The sequence below is a fragment of the Streptomyces sp. NPDC111656 genome (genome assembly GCF_055656965.1).
Genome location: NZ_JBVKCA010000008.1, coordinates 350,159 through 368,535, shown reverse-complemented (window position 1 = coordinate 368,535; position 18,377 = coordinate 350,159). Strand labels below are relative to the sequence as shown.

The following is an 18,377-nucleotide window of genomic DNA, read 5'->3' as shown; positions in this document are numbered from 1 at the left end:
AAGTGTGCACCACACTCATTGCTGGGTCAACAGACATGAGTCACGGGGGCTCAAGTCTTATCTCTTGCTTACACGCAGGTGTGCTTGCACATGGGGTCCGACCTGCGGCTTCACGGTCAACCGACTCCCGTACGAGGGGACATGCCGTCCCCCGTAAGTGGGGATCCGAAGCAGCGCGAGTACGGCGACACAGACGCAGCCCGCCACCCACAACGCCGCCGTCGCGCTCACCCATCCCATGTCGATCAGCATCCCGACGAGTGCAGCCGCGAAGCCGGTGACCCCCACGACGACCGCGGCGCCCTGGGGTGTGACGCCGAGGCGCCGCAGCCGGTGGACCAGATGATCGGGGGCGCCGCGCAGCAGCGGACGCCCGGCTCGCCGCCGCGACACCAGCACCAGTACGGAGTCGGCGGTCGCCACGGCCGTCAGCGCGAACCCGGCGCCCACGCTCGACCCGGCCGCCCGCCCGGTGTGCACCAGTACCGCCGCCGAGGTCAGCAGGAACCCGACGAACAGCGCGCCGCAGCGCCCCGGCACGATCCGGGCCGGGGGCCAGTTGTGCATCAGGAACCCGGTCAGCGCGGCGGCCAGCACGCTCAGCAGCGCCGCGAGCCCGTCCATGACCTCGGCGGCCGCGCAGCCGCTCAGCGCGAAGGCGGTCACCACCGCGACCGTCCCCATCACTCCGTCGGCGTGATCGAGCGAGGTGAAGGCATGGGTGGCGAGGGCGATCCAGCCGACGGCCACCGCCCCGGCCACCGGGCCGAGCTCGCCGTAGGGCACGGTCAGCGCGGCGGCGCCGGTCACGACGGCCGCCTGGAGCGGAACCCGCACAAGAGTCGGCGGGGGCCACAGGTCGGCGACGAGTCCGAGGGCACCGACCCCGATCCCGGCGGCCAGCAGCCGCCCGGCCGCCGGCCCCAGCGGCGCCACGTCCGTCCAGTCCCCGACCCCGGCGACGAACGCCGTGACCGCCACCACCGCGACCCCGCCGAGCAGCGGCACCGCGCGCGCCCGCCGCCGTTCGACCACGCCCAGGCGCAGGGCGAGGAGCCGCAGCAGGGCGGCGAGCAAGGCGGCGAGGAGCAGGGCGGAGGTGGCGGCGGCGATTCCGTACAGCACGCCGCCAATTTAGTGTTAAATGTCGCAAATACGCCGCATATAGCACGATCGGGTTTACGTGTCGGCCGGAGACCCCGGCAGTCGACGGCCGGTGACGTGCGCAACTGCCGGTCGGTGACTTCGGCGACTCAGGTGGACCTCAGCGACGCAGATCACCGCACCGCTGGCTACAGTGCGGCGGAAGATATGGGTAGTCTCAGACGGACTGCATAAGTTACCGCTTAGTAATCGGCTGAAGGTCGGCCTTCAGCTCCCTCCCTCGCAGGCCCGAGGAGCCCCCGAATGCAACTCGCCGCGATCATTGTGTCGCTGGTACTCGCCGTGGTCGGCGTGGCGCTGTTCTCCCGCGCCATCGCGCAGATCTACCGGTTCGTACGGCTCGGCCAGGACGTCCCCGCGGGCACCCGCACCGACGACTGGACCGCGCGCACCGTCACGGTGGTCCGGGAGTTCCTCGGCCACACCCGGATGAACCGGTGGGGGGTGGTCGGCGTCGCGCACTGGTTCGTGGCGGTCGGCTTCTTCTCCCTCGTCGCCACGCTGGTGAACGCCTTCGGGCAGCTCTTCCAGGCCGACTGGACGCTGCCCATCATCGGGCACTGGCTGCCGTACGAGATCTTCGTCGAGTTCATCGGCCTGATGACGACCCTCGGCATCCTCACGCTCATCGTGATCCGCCAGCTGTCCCGGCCCGACCGGCCTGGCCGCAAGTCCCGCTTCGCCGGGTCCAACGCCGGCCAGGCCTACTTCGTCGAGTCGGTCATCCTCATCATCGGCCTCGCGATCATGACCCTGCGCGGCCTGGAGGGTGCCCTCGCCGACGTGCACGGCTACGAGGCCGCGTACTTCGCCTCGTACCCGATCGTCGCCGTCTTCAAGTGGACGAGCGTCGGCACGCTCCAGAACCTGATCTACCTCACCGCGATGATCAAGATCGGGACGTCCTTCATCTGGATGATCACGGTCTCCCTCAAGACGGACATGGGTGTCGCCTGGCACCGCTTCCTCGCCTTCCCGAACATCTGGTTCAAGCGGAACGCGAAGGGCGAGACCGCCCTCGGCGCGCTGCTGCCGATGACGAGTGACGGCAAGGCCATCGACTTCACCGACCCCGGCGAGGACGACGTCTTCGGTGTCAGCCAGGTCGAGCAGTTCTCCTGGAAGGGCCTGCTGGACTTCTCCACGTGCACCGAGTGCGGCCGCTGCCAGTCGCAGTGCCCCGCCTGGAACACGGGCAAGCCGCTCTCCCCCAAGCTCCTCATCATGTCGCTGCGCGACCACGCCCACGCCAAGGCGCCCTACCTGCTCGCGGGCGGCGGCAAGAACATGGAGGGCGAGGAGAAGGCGTCGGCGGAGCAGCTGGCCGACGTGCCCGCCGCCGCGCTCGCCGAGGCCGAGCGCCCCCTGATCGGCACGTTCGAGGAGAACGGCGTCATCAACCCCGACGTGCTGTGGTCCTGCACCACGTGCGGCGCGTGCGTCGAGCAGTGCCCGGTCGACATCGAGCACATCGACCACATCGTCGACATGCGCCGCTACCAGGTGATGATCGAGAGCGCGTTCCCGTCCGAGGCGGGCACGATGCTCAAGAACCTGGAGAAGAAGGGCAACCCCTGGGGCCTGGCCAAGAAGCAGCGCCTCGAGTGGACGAAGGAGGTCGACTTCGAGATCCCGGTCGTCGGACGCGACATCGAGGACCTGTCCGAGGTCGAGTACCTGTACTGGGTCGGCTGCGCCGGCGCCCTGGAGGACCGCGCCAAGAAGACCACGAAGGCCTTCGCGGAGCTCCTGCACATGGCGGGCGTCAAGTTCGCCATCATGGGCGGCGACGAGAAGTGCACCGGTGACTCCGCGCGCCGTCTCGGCAACGAGCCCCTCTTCCAGGAGCTCGGAATGGAGAACGTCGCCGCGCTGAACATGGCCTTCGGCGAGGATGACGAGGACGAGTCGACGAAGAAGCCGAAGTCGGCGAAGAAGATCGTCGCGACCTGCCCGCACTGCCTCAACACCATCGGCAACGAGTACCCGCAGCTCGGCGGCGACTACGAGGTCATCCACCACACCCAGCTGCTCCAGCACCTCATCGACGAGGGCAAGCTGCTGCCGGTCACCCCGGTGGACGGCCTCATCACCTACCACGACCCCTGCTACCTGGGCCGCCACAACAAGATCTACACGCCGCCGCGCGAGATCATGTCGGCCGTCCCGGGCCTGCGTCAGCAGGAGATGCACCGCCACAAGGAGCGTGGCTTCTGCTGCGGTGCCGGTGGTGCGCGGATGTGGATGGAGGAGCGGATCGGCAAGCGCATCAACAACGAGCGCGTCGACGAGGCTCTTTCGCTGAACCCGGACATCGTGTCCACGGCCTGCCCGTTCTGCCTCGTGATGCTGACCGACTCGGTCAACGGCAAGAAGAACGACGGCCAGGCCAAGGAGTCCGTTCAGGTCGTCGACGTGGCCCAGCTCCTCCTCGACTCCGTCAAGACGCCGGTCGATCCGGCGGGGGCGGCGGAGGCGGAGAGCGAGCCCGAGCCTGAGCCGGTGAAGTAACCGAGCCCTCCGAGAGAACGACACCCCATGCCCCCGGTTCACCGGGGACATGGGGTGTCGTCGTTTCCGCCCCCTTTCGAGGTACAGCAATTGGCAGATCTGTGCCACCGAGACTTCGTCCAGGCGCGGTCGCGACCGCCGGGCCTGGCCCACATCTGCCTATCGCGGTCAGTTCGAAACACCACGACGCCGAGCCCGATCACACATGGGTCCGGCGTCGCGGTGGGGCGGTGTCCCGGGGCGACTTATGACGAGAAGCCACGGACACCGCGTCCGGGGGTGAGCGTAGGGGCGGCTACTTCGCGGAGCGCCTGTCGCCCGTCACCTTCGCGATCCACGTGAGGAAGTCACCCGGGTCGACGTTCGAGCCGTGGCCCTCGTCCCAGTAGTAGAGGTGATTGACGTCGTCACCCAGGTTGTCCAGCGCCGCAGCGAGGTTGGCGGACACCGTCAGCGAGGTGTCGGAGTCCTTCGTACCGAGGCGGATCCACCAGTGCCTCGACCGGCCGGGGTTCTCCTCCCCGATGTGATGCATCGGGTTCATCAGGTCGAGCTTCTCGGGGATGTCGCTCGCGACCCGCTTCGTGGCCAGGCCGGTGGTGTCGTTCTTCGCGCCGTACGCCGTGAAGTGCCGCGCCTCGGTGGTGCCGACGCCGAACTCGTTGTTCTCGCCCGCGGACAGGTCGAACGCGTCGAAGGCCGGTGTCGTCTTCTTCCGCGCGCCGACGTGGGTGAGGAAGTCGGCCCAGCTGAAGGTCGCCTTGCCGCCGGACCACGTGATGAACGTGTTCGCGGCCAGGTACGTCGCCCGGTCGGCCTCCGACAGCGCCGCCAGGTACTTCGTGGCGGACGGCTGGAGGTAGGTCTCCACCATGTAGTCGTCGTAGTTGCGAGCCGTGAGCGGACCGAAGCCGTTCAGACCCCGCAGCCTGAGAGAAGCCTGGTACTCCGCGAACTGGGCCCGCAGCGCCTTCGACACCGTCTGGTCGACGACCTTGCCGGTGCTCGCCGTGACGTTGGCGCCCCAGTTGAACTCGTACGCGCCGTCGGCGTGCTCGAGGTCGGTGATGGGACACCAGGCGCCGGCGGCGAAGATCGCGTCGGACGCGTCGGCGGCGCCGAGCTCCGTGAGGTACTTGTCGTAGATCGGGCTGTCGCCGGACGCGCCGAGCAGGGAGGACAGGGCGCCCCCCGCACTCGTACCGGTGGAGACGATCCGGTCGGTGTTGCCCGGGATGACGCCCTTGTTGGCGCGGACGTAGCGAACCGCGGCCTTCAGGTCGACGATGGCGGCCGGGGCGGTGCCGTAGTACGTGCCGGCGGAGTCGGTGAGGGTCCGGCCGCGCGCGCCGGGCTCCACGACGACGTAACCCGCCGCCAGGCCCAGCTTCCCGAGGTTGACCATCCCGCCCTGGGCGTTCACCATCGCGTTGCCGCCGGACTGCACCTCGCCCGTGCCGGCGCTGCTGGAGGCCGAGGGGCCGGCGGACGCGCTGGGGGAGGCACTGCCACCCGCGCCGCCCGTGGGCATGCCGCCGGTCATCTCGGCGCCTCCCACGCCGGTGGCGTCCGCCACGGACGACGGCATGTAGCCGCCCACCGAGTTGGCGAAGACGATCGGGGCGTTCGTCGCGTCCACGGCCTTGCCGTCGATCTTGACGGGGACACTGACGTTCAGGCTCTGGTACTTCGCGTCCACCGGACTGGCGACGTAGGTGACGGCCTTCCAGAAGTGGTACACCACCGTGTGGTCGGTGCCGTCGGCGTCCGTGATGGTCGTCGTCAGCTCCGTGTAGGCGTCCTTGTCGAAGACCAGGGAATCCGACGCACCCGAGGACTTCGAGCTCGTACCCGACGCGTTCGCGCTCAAGGCGAAGCCACCGGCCACGGCGACTCCGGCGGTCGCGCCGATACCCATCACGACGGTCCTGCGCTTCACTGCCCTGTGCTTCACAGAAAGCCTTCTCCCTGTTCGCGGCGACCATAAGGCGGCCGAAACGGCTGGTCAGGGGCTCGCGGGCCATTCTTCGCGCCGGGTGCCGCCCCCGTTGGTCCGGTCCTTGCGAACGTAAATTGAGCCGGTCACGATTGTCAACAATTCTGTAAAACTCATCGCTGGCACACAGCCCGCTGCGAGGTGGCGTCCCGCTCCGATTCCGCTCCCATCGAATCCGGCGCATCATGGCGAGGTTGTTGTCCGTGGGGTGGATGAGGTGAACGTGGGCGGGCGAAAAGCCGGTATACGGGCCGGAGCGGCGATCAGCTGCGTACTGCTGCTCGGGGGATGCGGCGACGCCGGGAACAACGGTTCCGCGCGACACGAACCCGTGACCGTCGCCAAGGCCCCCGCCCAACTCCCCGTCCCCCGTGGCAAGGGCAGCAAGTCCGCCGACGACTTCAACGGCGACGGCCTTCGCGACCTGGTCCTCAACGACCTGGTCAAGAGCCCCGACGACGCGCACGGCGACGACGCGGGCATCGGGATCGTCTACGGAACCGGAACCGGAACCACACATGGACTCGCGCCCGGCGCACGGCAGTTGCTGAACCCCGCGCGCCAAGCGGCCCGTACGAAGGGCCGGTCGCCCGCCGTCTTCGACGCGGAGGCGAGCTGCGACCTGGACAGGGACGGCTTCACCGATCTCGTCGTGTCGACGGACCCGCCGTACGACGGCCAGGGCCGGCCGCCCGTCCCTCTCCAGATCCTCTTCGGCTCCCCGGCCGGCCTCACCGGCAGGGCGGTCGAGCTGGTCATACCGGCGGCGGCCCGCGTCGGCGACGACTGGCCCGACCAGCCCGTGTGCGGCGACTTCGACGGCGACGGCGCCGAGGACCTGGTCGTGCACGCCTCGGACGGCCGACTCAGCTATCTGCGCGGCCCGTTCACCAGGAAGGGCGCCCCGCGCGCGGCGGGCAAGCCCCTCCCCTCACCCGGCACCGTGCCCACCGGCCCCGCCCTCGACGTGAACCGCGACGGCTACGACGACCTTCTCGTCCGTACGGCGGAAGGCCCCGCCACGTCCGCGCTCGTCCTCGGCGGCCCGGCCGGCCCCACCCGCACCGGCACCGCCCTGCCGAACGGCATCGACGTCGCCCTCGGCCCCTTCGGCAGGGGCCGCGCCCTCGACGCGGCGGTCGGCTCGATGGACGGAACGTCTCTGCGCTACGACCTCCCCACCGCCGTACGCGACAGCATCAGCACCCCCGGTTCGGTGCTGGACACAGGGGACTTCGACGGGGACGGCGTGAGCGAACTCGTCTCCAGCGGAGCGGAGTTGCGCATCCTGCGGGGTCGTACGACCGGACTGTCCGCGACGGGGATGGTGACCGTGCCGCCGCCGGCCCGGGGCACCACCCGGGTCCTGACCGTCGCCGACTTCACGGGGGACGGGCGGGCGGACCTGGTCGTGCGGACGTACGACGGGGAGACGAAGGACACGGTCGCGGTGTACGCGGGCAGCAAGGAGGCACTGGTGACGGCGAAGCCGACGGTCACGTTCTCCACGTCCGAGTTCCTGGGAATGGACTCCTGAACCACGAGTCGCCACCGGCGGTCACCAGCGTTACGACGACCTCGCCGTGGCCTCGGCGCACGAGAAGTTCGGCAACGACACCGACGCCGGTGGCCTCGCCGTCCTCCGGGGCTCCCCGAGCGGCCTCACCGGCAAGGGCGTGGCCATCGCCGACCCGGCTCCTCGCACGACTACTGGGGCAAGACCCTCGCCGCGGACGACTTCGACGGCGACGGCAAGGCCGACCTCCTCGTGGGCTCCTACGAGAACGGTGGCGACGGCACGGTCACCTACCTGCCCTCCAGCGGTACGAAGATCACCACGACCGGCTCCCACGCCATCTGGCCCGCCGACGCGGGCGTCTCGACGACGGGCACTCCGGCGTTCGGCGCCGACTTCGCGGACTGAGTCCAGCTGTCCTTCAGCCGGGCCCGCACCCACGGGCCCGGCTTGCGCCCTCCCGCGGAACCCGGGGCCATGCCCCCGTAAGGGACACCCGCGCTCCTCCCCTTAGGGGATGTCACAGCTCGGACCCAAACCCCCCTCCGATGGCCCGCACCCCGCACGTCATGGTGTGGGACCAGGTACGTTCGATTACGTGGCTGGATTCAGGATCGGACGCGGCCGGGACGACCGAGCCCCGCAAGCGCGACCGCAACAACACCGACCGTCGTACGGACAGCAGGCTCCGCAGGGAGGCCAGCAGCCGTACGGCTACCCGCCCGCGCCCTCGCAGCAGCAGCCGTACGGGGGTCAGCAGTACGGCGGCGGACAGCCGGGCGGGCAGCCGGGCTGGCCCCAGGCGAACGGCGGCGGCGCCGGCGGCCACGGCGAGCCGGAGTACTTCGGCGACGGTCACCCGCAGCAGGGCCCTGACCCGTACGCGGCGAACAGCCCTGGTCACACCCAGGCCTTCTCGGTCGGCGAGGACCCCTACACCCAGGGCGGGACCTACCGCGCCGGCCAGGCGGCGGCCCCGCCGATCGGCCCCCGTCTGCACTGGAAGGACCTGCTGAGGGGCATCGTCACGGCCCCCAACCAGACCTTCCTGCAGATGCGCGACTACACGATGTGGGCCCCGGCCCTGATCGTGACGTTCCTCTACGGCCTGCTGGCCGTCTTCGGCTTCGACGGCGCCCGCGAGGACGCCATAAACGCCACCCTCTCCAACGCCGTCCCGATCGTCCTGACGACGGCCGTGGCGATCGTCATCAGCACGTTCATCCTGGGCGTGGTCACCCACACCCTGGCCCGCCAGCTCGGCGGCGACGGGGCATGGCAGCCCACGGTCGGCCTCTCCATGCTGATCATGTCCATCACGGACACCCCGCGCCTGATCGTCGCCATGTTCTTCGGCGGCGACGCGTCCTTCGTGCAGCTCCTCGGCTGGGCGACCTGGGTCGCGGCGGGCGCCCTGCTGACCCTCATGGTCGGCAAGTCCCACGACCTCCCGTGGCCGAAGGCACTGGCCGCGTCGGCGATCCAGCTGATCGCGATCCTGTCGATCATCAAGCTGGGCACGTTCTAGCGAGGACGCGCGGTACGCCGCGTACGGTCGAGTACGCACGAGAGCCCCCGGCACGGAACCACTGCCGGGGGCCTTCTCCGTCCCTCGGGCAGCCGAACGGCCCCCGACCGATTCACCAGGTCAGGGGCCGTTCGGCCTGCGGAGACAGTTGCGGAACCGCAGGTCAGAGCGCTTCCTTGTTCGGCTTGGGCGCCTCTCCCGACTTATGTACCGGAGGCAACACACTCCAGGGGAAGTTGATCCAGTCGTCGGTCCGCTTCCACACGTACTCGCACTTCACCAGCGAGTGGGACTTCTCATAGATCACGGCGCTGCGGACCTCGGCGACGGTGTCGACGCAGAAGTCGTGCACGAGCTTGAGCGTCTTGCCGGTGTCGGCGACGTCGTCGGTGATCAGGATCTTCTTGTCGGAGAAGTCGATGGCGTTCGGGACGGGAGCGAGCATGACGGGCATGTCGAGCGTCGTACCCACACCGGTGTAGAACTCCACGTTGACCAGGTGGATGTTCTTGCAGTCGAGGGCGTACGCCAGTCCACCCGCGACGAAGACGCCCCCGCGGGCGATGCTGAGCACTATGTCGGGCTGGTACCCGTCGTCGGCGATGGTCTGGGCGAGCTCACGGACCGCGACCCCGAACCGCTCGTAGGTGAGGTTCTCCCGCACCCCGGACACGCTCATGTCCGCACTCTCCCCGCTCCCGCTCACACCTGGGTCCGATGGAAGTTGAGGAAGGACCGGGAGGCGGTCGGCCCGCGCTGGCCCTGGTAGCGGGAGCCGTACCGGTCGCTGCCGTACGGGAACTCGGCCGGCGAGCTCAGCCGGAACATGCACAGCTGCCCGATCTTCATGCCCGGCCAGAGCTTGATCGGAAGCGTCGCGAGATTGGACAGCTCCAGGGTCACGTGCCCGGAGAAGCCGGGGTCGATGAACCCGGCGGTGGAGTGCGTGACGAGTCCCAGCCGCCCGAGCGAACTCTTGCCCTCCAGCCGCGAGGCAAGGTCCACGGGAAGCGAGATCACCTCGTACGTGCTGGCGAGCACGAACTCCCCGGGGTGCAGGATGAACGGCTCGTCCCCCTCGGGCTCGACCAGCCGAGTCAGATCGGCCTGCTCGACGGAGGGGTCGATGTGTGGATAACGGTGATTCTCGAACACCCGGAAGTAGCGGTCGAGCCGCACGTCGATGCTCGAGGGCTGCACCATGAATTCGTCGTACGGGTCGATGCGCACCCGACCGGCGTCGATCTCGGCCCGGATGTCCTTGTCTGAGAGAAGCACGCCCCGAGGATACGCGGGGACTGTCAGCATTTCGCACAGTCCCCGCGCCCCAGGTCCTACCGCTGGTCCTGCTGCTGAGTCCTACCGCTTCTCGAGCGTGACCGGAACGACGCTCCGGAGCCGCGCACACCGCGGACACCGGACCAATCGACCGGGGCCGAGCCGCTCGGCCTGCTGCATCGGGAACGAAGCGGTGCTGAACACGTGCCCCTCGGCACAACGGACGACGGTGCGCTCCATCAAGTCCTCAGAGTCCCTTCCCCAAGAGCCGCGTCTGACTGACGACGAAAGCCACATTACGGGATGTAAGGGATGGCCCTCCAAGCGGCACTCCGGCCCCGCCCAGACCCTCTTCCATTCCCCCACCGTACGCCCCAACTCCGGCCCCCCGCACCCATGTCCAGCACCCGAAACGCGCACCGGCCCCTCGGCGTCAGCGCCAGGGACCGGCCATGAGGTAGAGTGAGCGAGCATTCGGCGCCGAGTAATCAGCGTCTTACGCGGGTGTAGTTTAGTGGTAGAACATCAGCTTCCCAAGCTGAGAGTGCGAGTTCGATTCTCGTCACCCGCTCCATGATGAAACCCCAGGTCAGCGACCTGGGGTTTGTTTGTTGTCCAGCCCGATTCAATTGCGAGACAGGACTGCTCTCCAGGAACAAGCAATCACGTGGCCGGCGTCTCGCCTGTCTTGTCCGCGACCCCGACAGCCAGCAGCGCCTCGTCCGCCGAGCCCAGGAAGTCGAGGGACTTCTTGTCGAAGACCCAGACCGTGCGGCCGTCGCGCTCCTTGAAACTCAAGCCGATGCCGGAGCGGCCGGTGTAGTCCTTGGCGTCGGTGACGACCGAGACGCCCGGGATCTTCGCGGCCGCCCGGTAGAGCGCGGCGTCCAGTTCGGGCAGGAGCGTGGCGTCGGGCAGCATGTCGCCGATCTTCTCCAGCGCCGCGCTCTCCCTGGTCTGCCCCTCCCCCTTCGTGCCGGCGTAGATCTTCTCCAGCAGCGAATCGGGGTCGGTGGGCAGCGTCTGAAGCTCACGGAACGTGGTGACGTTCGGGTCGGGGCTCAGCCTCATGTCGTGAGTGCCCTTGGAGTACGAGGAGAACGGATCCCGGGGCCGGAACGGCGGACCCACCAGCACCGTGACCCGGCGCAGTCCCGCGCGCTTGCCGTCGACGGCAGTCCAACTCGCTTCGCGCAGGATCCGAATGTCCTTTTCCGAGAACTTCATGGAGCCCTGAGTGCGGACATAGATGTACTGGTCGTCCCTGACGGGCACGGACTTCTTCGCGGCGGCGACCTCGGCGATGCGATTGAGGAGGTCGACCGCGTCCGTACCGGTCGTGGCGGTCTTGGATCCCACGGCGCCGCCGACAAGGACCGCGGCGACGATCGCTGCCGCCGTGGCGAGGGGTACGGCGATGACAGCGAACCGGCGGCGGGGGGCACGCGCTCGCCGGCCGGGTGCCGTCGCGATGTCCGGGAGTTCCGGGGCTTTCTCGGTGAGCTCTCTCATCAGAAGGTCCTTCAGCAGGTCGTGGCGGTCGCTCGTCAGGACCGGCTCACCCGGGCTCGGCAGCAGCCTGGCCAGTTCCTCGCGCTCTTCGGGGTTCATCGGTGCTTCTCCTGAGTCGACCGGGCCGTTTCGGGACGGCCACCCGGTACCTGTCCGGTGCGCGGGCCGAGTCCCGGCTTTTCCTGCTGAGGTGGAACATCGCGTATCGCGGCGGCACTTGGCTCCCCCGGGTACTTGGCCGGCTGCCCGGCGGACCTGCGCCGGGCCAACTCCGCCTCCGACAACGTCCGTAGACGCTGCCTCGCCCGGGCGAGCCGCGACCGTACGGTGCTCGCCGGCACGCCGAGGGCCTCGCCTGCGGCCGCGTAGCTCAGTCCCGACCAGACGCACAGTGCGAACACTTCACGCTCGGCTCTGCGCAGCCCGCCGAGCGCGGTATGCGCGGCAGCGAGCCGCTCGGCCTTCTCCATGCGCCCGACGACGTCGTCGGCGAAGTCGGGCAGGGTGTCACGGTCCGCCGGGCGGTCGAGGTGCCGGGCGAGCGCGGCGCTGTGCCGGCGGGCGGCGCGGCGCGTGTTGCGCAGAACGTTGGTGGCGATGCCGTACAACCAGGGGCGCAGTCCGTCGCCGTCGGGCACGTCGGCGTCTTCGTCCAGGGCCGCGGCTTCGGGTCTCAGCTTCTCCCTGAGCCGCCAGGCTTCCAGGAAGGTCAGGGACACCACGTCCTCCGCAGTGCCCCGGTCTGCCGACAGGCGGGCGGCATGGCCGTAGACGGCCCGGGCATGCGCGCCGAACAGTTCGGCGAAGGCTTCCGGATCGCCGGCGCGTATCCGGTCACGCAGGGAAAGTTCCACAACCAGCCCTGTCCGCTCGACACTCGTCGTCTCTGTGGCGACGATCACATCACGAGCGGATCCTCCAACTCGCCTCGTGCGCGAACGCAAGGACAGCCGGCCCGGCCGACGGCCATCCCTCCGGACCGGCGCCGTCCCAGACCCCCACGAACATCCGCCAGCCCCCTGGACCGGCCGCGTGCCCATAGCGTGCCCTTAAGAGCGGTCAACCACGGTCGACAGCGGTGCGATCCCGCACTCCCGACCGCTACGCCAGAGCACATACGACCAGGTCAGAAGCCATCAGCTCCACAAGCGCCATCGCTTCCCAAACTGAGAGTGCGAGTTCGATTCTCGTCACCCGCTCCATGGCGCCCTCGGGTACCTCTTCGAGGGTGCGTACCACCACCTCTTCCACCTGGGCGTCGGAGATGGTGCGGGGCAAGCCGGGACGTGGTTCGGCGCCCGCTGCTCGCCCCTCGGCCAGGAACTCGCCTCACGGATGGACGCGTTCACCAAGCACGGCGCCCCCCGGGAGAAGATCAGCACCCGCATCCGGTGTATCCGGTGGGAGCGGGGGTGCGTCGCAGGGAACGGCCGTCGTCCTTTCGGCCGGGACTCGGGTGTCACTACCGGCCGTTGTGCCGAGGTGGTTGGGCAGGCGGGAGAGGAAGCTCTGAGGAGAACAGCCGGTAGGGTCCGGCCGTCGCGGGAATCGAAGGAGCCCCCCATGAAGCGCATCGTCATCGCCCTGGCCACGGCCGCCGTGCTGGCGGGAGGCGTGGTGACGGCGTGGAACGTGTTCGACAACTCGTCGGTCGCCACCGCGGACGGAGCGGATCACACGGTTCCGCGCACGGTGGTCGAGAGGCTGGCCAAGGAGAACTACGGCATCCCCTTCGTCCAGGACGGCCCGCAGTCCGTGACCTGCCCGAGCGGGCTGCACGCGAAGATGGACTACACCGTGACGTGCACCGCCGTATTCAAGGGCGAGAAGAAGACGATGCTGATCTCCGTGACCGGGGTGAACGGCGACAGGGTGAGCTTCGACTACGGCCTGTCGAAGTAGGCGAAGTAGGCGGCTGTGAAGGGGAGTTGGAGAGCGAACGGTGTGGTACGGCGACTGGTTCAGCGGTCGCCGACCACACCGCGGCGCCATGCCCACGCGGCGATCTCCACCCGGTTCCGCAACCCCAACTTGACCTGGATGTTCGTCAGATGGGACTTGACGGTGGAGAGCGAGACGCAGAGCTCGGCGCCGATCTCCTGATTGGTCCGTCCGTCGGCGACCAGCCGGGCCACATCCAACTCCCGTTCCGTCAGCGGACCCGAGGACACCTCGCGGTTGGAGGCGGACCGTTGCTCGCCGATCCGCTTCAGGAGGCGTACGGTCACGGAGGGGGAGATCAGCGCGTCGCCGCGCGCCGCCGCGCGTACCGCCTCCACCAGCAGTCCGGGGCCCGCGTCCTTCAACAGGAACCCGCAGGCACCGTTGCTCAACGCCCCATACACGTAGTCGTCCTGGTCGAAGGTGGTCACGACCACCACGCGCAGCGGATCGACGGCCTTCGGGCCCGCGAGCAACCGAGTCACTTCCAGCCCGTCGAGTTTCGGCATCCGAATGTCGACCAGGCACACATCGGGGCGCAGCCTCCTGGCCAACTCCACGCACTCCGCGCCGTCGGCCGCCTCGCCCACGACCTCGATACCGAGCTGTGTCTGGAGGATCAACCGGAAGCCCGTGCGCACCATTTCCTGGTCGTCGGCGACCAGGACCCGGATCGCCGATCCGCCCGATCCGCCCGATGCGCCCGATGCGCCCGATGCGCTTGATCCGCCAGCGTTGGTCATGCGGGGGATCCTGCCACAGCCCCGCGCACCGGGAATTCCGCCGTCAGCCTCCAGCCGCCGTCCTCGGCCCGGCTCGCGTGGAGCGTGCCACCGACCGCCTCGGCGCGTTCGGTCAGCCCGATGAGGCCGAGGCCGCCGCGCCCGCCGAGAGGTTCGGCGTTCGGCGCCGCCGTCCGGGGCGGTGGTGCGTTGTGCACCTCGACCCGAAGCCGCCGGGCAGCCGCGCGATCGCCGCTGTCGCCGTGATCGCCGTCATCGTCCGACAGGGCGACCCGTACGGAGACGGACGGTGATCCCGGCGCGTGGCGGCGTACGTTCGTCAGCGCCTCGCGCACGACGTTCCGCACGGAGGTCTCCACCTCGGGGGCCGGCCGCGCCTGCCGGGCCTCGGCCGCGACCTGGAGGGTGGCGGGGGCGTCGCGTTCGGAAAACGTGGCGACCAGTTCGCCCAGTTCGGCGTACAGCTCCCCAGGCCGCACCGCCCGTGTGGCGTCGTCGCGCAGCACGCGCACCAGCTTGCGCATCGACTGCAGGGTCTCGGCCCCGGCCTTCTCGATGCCGCGCAGCAGCGGGTCCACCTGCTCGGGCGCGATCTCGCGGATCGCTTGGGCCGCCTGGGCCTGGACGACGATGCCCGTGACGTGGTGGGCGACGAAGTCGTGCAGTTCGCGGGCGAGTTCCAGGCGTTCGTTCTGGCGCGTTTCGGTGACGGCGCGGCTTCTGCGGTCGTCGAGGCTGCGGAGGTAGGAGCCGAGGCCCACGGCACCGCCCGTGAAGAAGATCAGGAGGAAGGAGAAGACCGAGTTGCCGCTCTCGTCGTGCATCCGCATCGGTGCCGCGATCACGGCAGAGGCGAGTGCGGTGCCCAGCGTGGCGGCCAGCCAGGGCTGCGGTGTGTCTCTCGTGGTGCGCACCAGCAGGAGCAGCAGGCACAGCGTCTCCAGCAGGCCCCAGTCGGCGATCAGCGACGGCTTCACGGACGTGAAGAGCGCCAGCGTCACCGCCCAGGAGACGAGCACCGCGGCACCCGCGCCCCAGGCCGGCGCGAGACGTCTGCCGGGCAGCAGCAGCGCGACGGCGGCCACGAGGCCCGGGGCCGGCCTCCACCATGCGCTGCCGCCTTCGAGTCCGGCGTCGGACGCGACGCCGGCCACGTCGACCACCCACAACAGCGCCATGACCACCCCCAGCGCGGTAAGGGCGGTGCGGTGGGGCAGCGGGGAGTTCCGGGTGTGATCGTCTGTGTCTCTCGCGTCTCGCACATCTCGCAGCGTAGGGGCGGCCCCGCCGTGCGGCTTCGGTCAAAAGGACGACGCGGCGGCTCCCAACCGGTCGGCCGGCCGAGGCTAAGGACCGCCGCAGGGGCGGATGTTGGTCCACATGACCCACAACACCTCTTGGCCGCCTACCGTGTTGAGCGGCATCGGCCTGTCCAAGTCCTTCGGATCCATCCGTGCGCTCGACGGCGTGGACATCGCCGTGCGAGCGGGCGAGTCGCTGGCCGTGATGGGCCCCTCCGGGTCCGGCAAGTCGACGTTGCTGCACTGCCTCGCGAACATCGAGCGCCCGGACAGCGGCCAGGTGCTGCTGAACGGCGAGCGCATCGACCAGTTGCGCGAGCCGCACCGCAGCGAGCTGCGCCGTACCCGCTTCGGCTTCGTCTTCCAGTTCGGGCAGTTGCTGCCCGAACTGCCGGCCGTGGAGAACGTGGCGCTCCCGCTGATGCTCGGCGGTACCTCACGCCGCGAGGCGGAGCGGCGCGCGCGTCAGTGGTTCGCGCCGCTGGGCCTGGAGGGCAAGGAGGACAGCCGTCCCGGCCAGCTGTCCGGCGGGCAGGCGCAACGGGTGGCGCTCGCACGGGCGTTGGTCGCGGGCGCACAGGTCGTCTTCGCCGACGAGCCGACGGGCGCGCTCGACCAGGCCACCGGGCAGGACGTGATCCGGATGCTGACGGAGGTCACCAGGACGCAGAACACGGCATTGGTCGTGGTCACCCACGACCGGTCGGTGGCCCGCTGGTGCGACCGTACGGTGCAGGTGCGGGACGGGCGGGTCGTACGGGATGCGGAGGCTGACGCGAGCCCGGCCTGGACCGGCGTGACGGCCGGCGTGACCGGCGGAGTTGTGCGATGAGGACCGCGAGGACCCTGGACCGCACCACCTGGACGCTGACCTGGCGGCTGCTCCGCGGTGGCGGCAGGCACGGCCGGCTCGGCGCCGGACTGTCCGTCGCCGCCGCGGCGATCTGCACCACGCTGCTGCTCCTGTGCGTCGGCGCCAACTTCGGCTTCGGCGCACGCGCCGCGCACGCCGACTGGCGTACCCCGGTCAAGGCCGGGCTCTCGCGCGCGGTGGCAGTGGAGGCGGTGGGCACCACCTTCGTCGGCGGTGAGCCCGTGACCGTCGTCGATGTCGCGGCGTTGCCGGGCCGGAGCGGCGAGGTGCCCGCGCTGCCCGGCATGCCGCGCTTCCCGAAGCCGGGCGAGGTGTGGACGTCGCCCGCGCTCGGCAGGCTGCCCGGCAGCGGGAACACCACCGGCACGCTCGGCCGCGCCGCGCTGGTCAGGCCCGGCGAGAAGGTGGCCGTCGTCGGGCACCGCGCCGACGACCCGGCGATGACGGTGAAGCGCGGCACCGACCCGCGCCGTCCGGGGGACATCGTCACGCCCACGCCCGTCGCGGACTTCGCGGGGAAGCGCACGGCGGACGGCCTCGGCGCGCAGTACCAGGCCCTGGTGAAGATCGCCACGGTACTGCTGATCGTGCCGCTGCTCGTGCTCGGCGCCTCCTCGGCCCGGCTGTCCGTCTCACGTCGCGACACCCGGCTGGCCACGCTGCGGCTGCTGGGCGCGGCGCCGGGCCGGATCGCGGGGATCGCGGTGGCCGAGGCGACGCTGACCGGTACGGCAGGGGCCGTCGCGGGCGCGCTGGGCTATGCGGTTCTGCTGCCGCTCGCGGCCAAGCTCCCCTTGGCAGGCGGAAGTTGGTACAGCTCCGACCTCTGGGTCGGTACGGGAGTCCTGCTCGCCGTACTCGCCGGCGTCGTGCTGATGGTGGCGGCGAGCGCGCTGGCGGGACTGCGGCAGGTGGTCGTGGGCCCGCTCGGAGTCGTACGCCGCTCGCGCACTCCCCGTATGAACGCCGTACGCGCACTGCTGTTCGTCGCCGTACTGCTCGGCTACTGGCAGCTGTCCAAGGGCAAGTCGATGGACATCGACGCGGTGGTGTACTGCTGCGCCGCCGTCTTCGCCGCACTGTCCGTCATCGGCCCCTGGGTGGTCGGCGTGCTCGGCACTCTCGTCGCCGCGTCGGCGCGGCGACCGGCGACGCTCCTGGCCGGGCGCCGCCTGCTCGACGACCCCAAGTCCGTGTGGCGCGCGGTGTCGGCGCTGACGCTGGCCGCCTTCGTGGCCGGTTTCTTCGCGCTGTTCAGCCTCGGCGGCGACTCGCCGTGGGGCAGCGCGGACCAGCTCGCGCTGTCCGTGCCGAAGGAGCGTGTCGCCGCCGTACGGCAGGAGGCCACCGCCCGCCTGGAACGCGCGGGTATCCACGCCTCCGTGGGCGCGGACGACGACTGGGTCGCCACCGGCGTGGGCGGCGGTGGCGAGCGCCAGGTGACCGCGACCGTCGCGGTCCCGGGCCGACTGGAGGCGGCGCGTGGCGTGCTCACCGGACTCGTGCCCGGCCAGTACCCGGTCACGGGCCCTGATGTCGCCTGGCAGTCACGGCAGTTCGACCGCGACTTCCACCTCGTGACACTGGCCGTGCTCGGCGCGAGCTTCGCCATCGCCATCGCCTCTACGGGCATCACGGCCGCCTCCTCCGTCCTGGACCGCCGCCGCACGTACGGCCTGCTTCACCTCGCGGGCACCCCACTACGCGTCCTGGACGCGGCCCGGCGCACGGAGTCGGTGCTGCCCGCTGCCGTGCTCGCGGGTGGCGCTGTGCTCACGGGGCTGTTCTGCGCGGCGCCGCTGACGCTCGCCGGGGGTGCCCCGCAGTTCGACGGCCCCGGCACCGCACTCCTCGCCGGCTGCCTGGCGCTGGGCTTCACGGGCCTGGCCGGCGCGAGCGCGGCGAGCCGCCCGCTGCTCCGCTCGGTCGCGAGGGAAGCGGGCCCACGCCCGGACTAGCCGGGACCAGCCGGAACTGTGTCGCCGACCTTGGCCGTGCTGAACGGTCTTGACG

General features: G+C 70.0%; 15 protein-coding genes, 1 tRNA gene and 1 pseudogene. 8 read left to right on the top strand and 9 right to left on the bottom strand.

What is annotated here, in order from left to right:
• Positions 1–57: 57 nt before the first annotated feature.
• The gene (locus ACZ7M3_RS25405; RefSeq protein WP_472065814.1) at positions 58–1,125 is read right to left on the bottom strand and encodes an MraY family glycosyltransferase; all 1,068 of its coding nucleotides are present in this window, start codon (positions 1,123–1,125) and stop codon (positions 58–60) included.
• 282 nt (positions 1,126–1,407) lie between these two features.
• Here ACZ7M3_RS25405 and ACZ7M3_RS25400 point away from each other — a divergent pair, with 282 nt between their 5' ends.
• Positions 1,408–3,675, top strand: coding sequence for a (Fe-S)-binding protein (locus ACZ7M3_RS25400; RefSeq protein WP_472065813.1), 2,268 nt, complete (start codon positions 1,408–1,410; stop codon positions 3,673–3,675).
• A gap of 295 nt (positions 3,676–3,970) precedes the next feature.
• On the opposite strand, the gene ACZ7M3_RS25395 is transcribed toward ACZ7M3_RS25400, so the two are convergent.
• Positions 3,971–5,593 carry a subtype B tannase gene (locus tag ACZ7M3_RS25395; protein ID WP_472065936.1) on the bottom strand — a complete coding sequence of 541 codons (1,623 nt, stop codon included), beginning with the start codon at positions 5,591–5,593 and terminating at the stop codon, positions 3,971–3,973.
• 301 nt (positions 5,594–5,894) lie between these two features.
• Between ACZ7M3_RS25395 and ACZ7M3_RS25390 the strand changes: the two genes are divergently transcribed.
• The 3 genes from ACZ7M3_RS25390 to ACZ7M3_RS25380 all read left to right on the top strand — a co-directional run bounded on the left by ACZ7M3_RS25390 (position 5,895) and on the right by ACZ7M3_RS25380 (position 8,715).
• On the top strand, positions 5,895–7,208 hold the full coding sequence (locus ACZ7M3_RS25390; RefSeq protein WP_472065812.1) for an FG-GAP repeat domain-containing protein: 1,314 nt from the start codon (positions 5,895–5,897) through the stop codon (positions 7,206–7,208).
• 231 nt (positions 7,209–7,439) lie between these two features.
• Entirely contained in the window at positions 7,440–7,595 is a 156-nt protein-coding gene (locus ACZ7M3_RS25385) for a hypothetical protein (RefSeq protein WP_472065811.1), read from the top strand.
• A gap of 109 nt (positions 7,596–7,704) precedes the next feature.
• Positions 7,705–8,715 carry a Yip1 family protein gene (locus ACZ7M3_RS25380; protein ID WP_472065810.1) on the top strand — a complete coding sequence of 337 codons (1,011 nt, stop codon included), beginning with the start codon at positions 7,705–7,707 and terminating at the stop codon, positions 8,713–8,715.
• A gap of 163 nt (positions 8,716–8,878) precedes the next feature.
• Here ACZ7M3_RS25380 and ACZ7M3_RS25375 read toward each other — a convergent pair whose 3' ends face one another.
• Positions 8,879–9,394: a phosphoribosyltransferase gene (locus ACZ7M3_RS25375; protein ID WP_097225268.1), complete on the bottom strand. Its 516-nt coding sequence runs from the start codon at positions 9,392–9,394 to the stop codon at positions 8,879–8,881.
• Positions 9,395–9,417: 23 nt separating this feature from the next.
• The gene (gene dcd / locus ACZ7M3_RS25370; protein WP_261688281.1) at positions 9,418–9,993 is read right to left on the bottom strand and encodes a dCTP deaminase; all 576 of its coding nucleotides are present in this window, start codon (positions 9,991–9,993) and stop codon (positions 9,418–9,420) included.
• Positions 9,994–10,493: 500 nt separating this feature from the next.
• Between dcd and ACZ7M3_RS25365 the strand changes: the two genes are divergently transcribed.
• A tRNA-Gly gene (locus ACZ7M3_RS25365) sits at positions 10,494–10,567 on the top strand.
• Positions 10,568–10,656: 89 nt separating this feature from the next.
• Here ACZ7M3_RS25365 and ACZ7M3_RS25360 read toward each other — a convergent pair.
• From ACZ7M3_RS25360 to ACZ7M3_RS25350, 3 genes and pseudogenes are all read right to left on the bottom strand, one after another.
• Positions 10,657–11,604: a CU044_5270 family protein gene (locus ACZ7M3_RS25360; RefSeq protein WP_472065809.1), complete on the bottom strand. Its 948-nt coding sequence runs from the start codon at positions 11,602–11,604 to the stop codon at positions 10,657–10,659.
• Positions 11,601–12,359 carry an RNA polymerase sigma factor gene (locus tag ACZ7M3_RS25355; RefSeq protein WP_472065934.1) on the bottom strand — a complete coding sequence of 253 codons (759 nt, stop codon included), beginning with the start codon at positions 12,357–12,359 and terminating at the stop codon, positions 11,601–11,603. The genes ACZ7M3_RS25360 and ACZ7M3_RS25355 overlap by 4 nt, the downstream gene beginning before the upstream one ends.
• Positions 12,360–12,690: 331 nt before the next feature.
• Positions 12,691–12,798, bottom strand: a pseudogene (locus ACZ7M3_RS25350) (IS630 family transposase); the annotation flags it as partial.
• 270 nt (positions 12,799–13,068) lie between these two features.
• On the opposite strand from ACZ7M3_RS25350, the gene ACZ7M3_RS25345 reads away from it, so the two are divergent.
• Positions 13,069–13,407: a DUF4333 domain-containing protein gene (locus ACZ7M3_RS25345; protein ID WP_472065808.1), complete on the top strand. Its 339-nt coding sequence runs from the start codon at positions 13,069–13,071 to the stop codon at positions 13,405–13,407.
• A gap of 59 nt (positions 13,408–13,466) precedes the next feature.
• On the opposite strand, the gene ACZ7M3_RS25340 is transcribed toward ACZ7M3_RS25345, so the two are convergent.
• Both ACZ7M3_RS25340 and ACZ7M3_RS25335 read right to left on the bottom strand, forming a co-directional pair.
• On the bottom strand, positions 13,467–14,090 hold the full coding sequence (locus ACZ7M3_RS25340) for a response regulator (RefSeq protein WP_472065932.1): 624 nt from the start codon (positions 14,088–14,090) through the stop codon (positions 13,467–13,469).
• A 95-nt stretch (positions 14,091–14,185) separates the two neighbouring features.
• On the bottom strand, positions 14,186–15,451 hold the full coding sequence (locus tag ACZ7M3_RS25335; RefSeq protein ID WP_472065807.1) for a sensor histidine kinase: 1,266 nt from the start codon (positions 15,449–15,451) through the stop codon (positions 14,186–14,188).
• A gap of 118 nt (positions 15,452–15,569) precedes the next feature.
• Between ACZ7M3_RS25335 and ACZ7M3_RS25330 the strand changes: the two genes are divergently transcribed.
• Both ACZ7M3_RS25330 and ACZ7M3_RS25325 read left to right on the top strand, forming a co-directional pair.
• Positions 15,570–16,322 carry an ABC transporter ATP-binding protein gene (locus ACZ7M3_RS25330; protein WP_472065806.1) on the top strand — a complete coding sequence of 251 codons (753 nt, stop codon included), beginning with the start codon at positions 15,570–15,572 and terminating at the stop codon, positions 16,320–16,322.
• Positions 16,319–18,322, top strand: coding sequence for an FtsX-like permease family protein (locus ACZ7M3_RS25325; RefSeq protein WP_472065805.1), 2,004 nt, complete (start codon positions 16,319–16,321; stop codon positions 18,320–18,322). Before ACZ7M3_RS25330 ends, ACZ7M3_RS25325 begins: the two co-directional genes overlap by 4 nt.
• Positions 18,323–18,377 lie beyond the last annotated feature (55 nt).

Coding starts and splice junctions, on each gene's coding strand:
- ACZ7M3_RS25400 (WP_472065813.1), top strand. CDS start 1,408: ATGCAACTCGCCGCGATCATTGTGTCGCTGGTACTCGCCGTGGTCGGC.
- ACZ7M3_RS25395 (WP_472065936.1), bottom strand. CDS start 5,593: ATGGGTATCGGCGCGACCGCCGGAGTCGCCGTGGCCGGTGGCTTCGCC.
- ACZ7M3_RS25380 (WP_472065810.1), top strand. CDS start 7,705: ATGTCACAGCTCGGACCCAAACCCCCCTCCGATGGCCCGCACCCCGCA.
- ACZ7M3_RS25375 (WP_097225268.1), bottom strand. CDS start 9,394: ATGAGCGTGTCCGGGGTGCGGGAGAACCTCACCTACGAGCGGTTCGGG.
- ACZ7M3_RS25360 (WP_472065809.1), bottom strand. CDS start 11,604: ATGAACCCCGAAGAGCGCGAGGAACTGGCCAGGCTGCTGCCGAGCCCG.
- ACZ7M3_RS25345 (WP_472065808.1), top strand. CDS start 13,069: ATGAAGCGCATCGTCATCGCCCTGGCCACGGCCGCCGTGCTGGCGGGA.
- ACZ7M3_RS25340 (WP_472065932.1), bottom strand. CDS start 14,090: ATGGTGCGCACGGGCTTCCGGTTGATCCTCCAGACACAGCTCGGTATC.
- ACZ7M3_RS25330 (WP_472065806.1), top strand. CDS start 15,570: ATGACCCACAACACCTCTTGGCCGCCTACCGTGTTGAGCGGCATCGGC.
- ACZ7M3_RS25325 (WP_472065805.1), top strand. CDS start 16,319: ATGAGGACCGCGAGGACCCTGGACCGCACCACCTGGACGCTGACCTGG.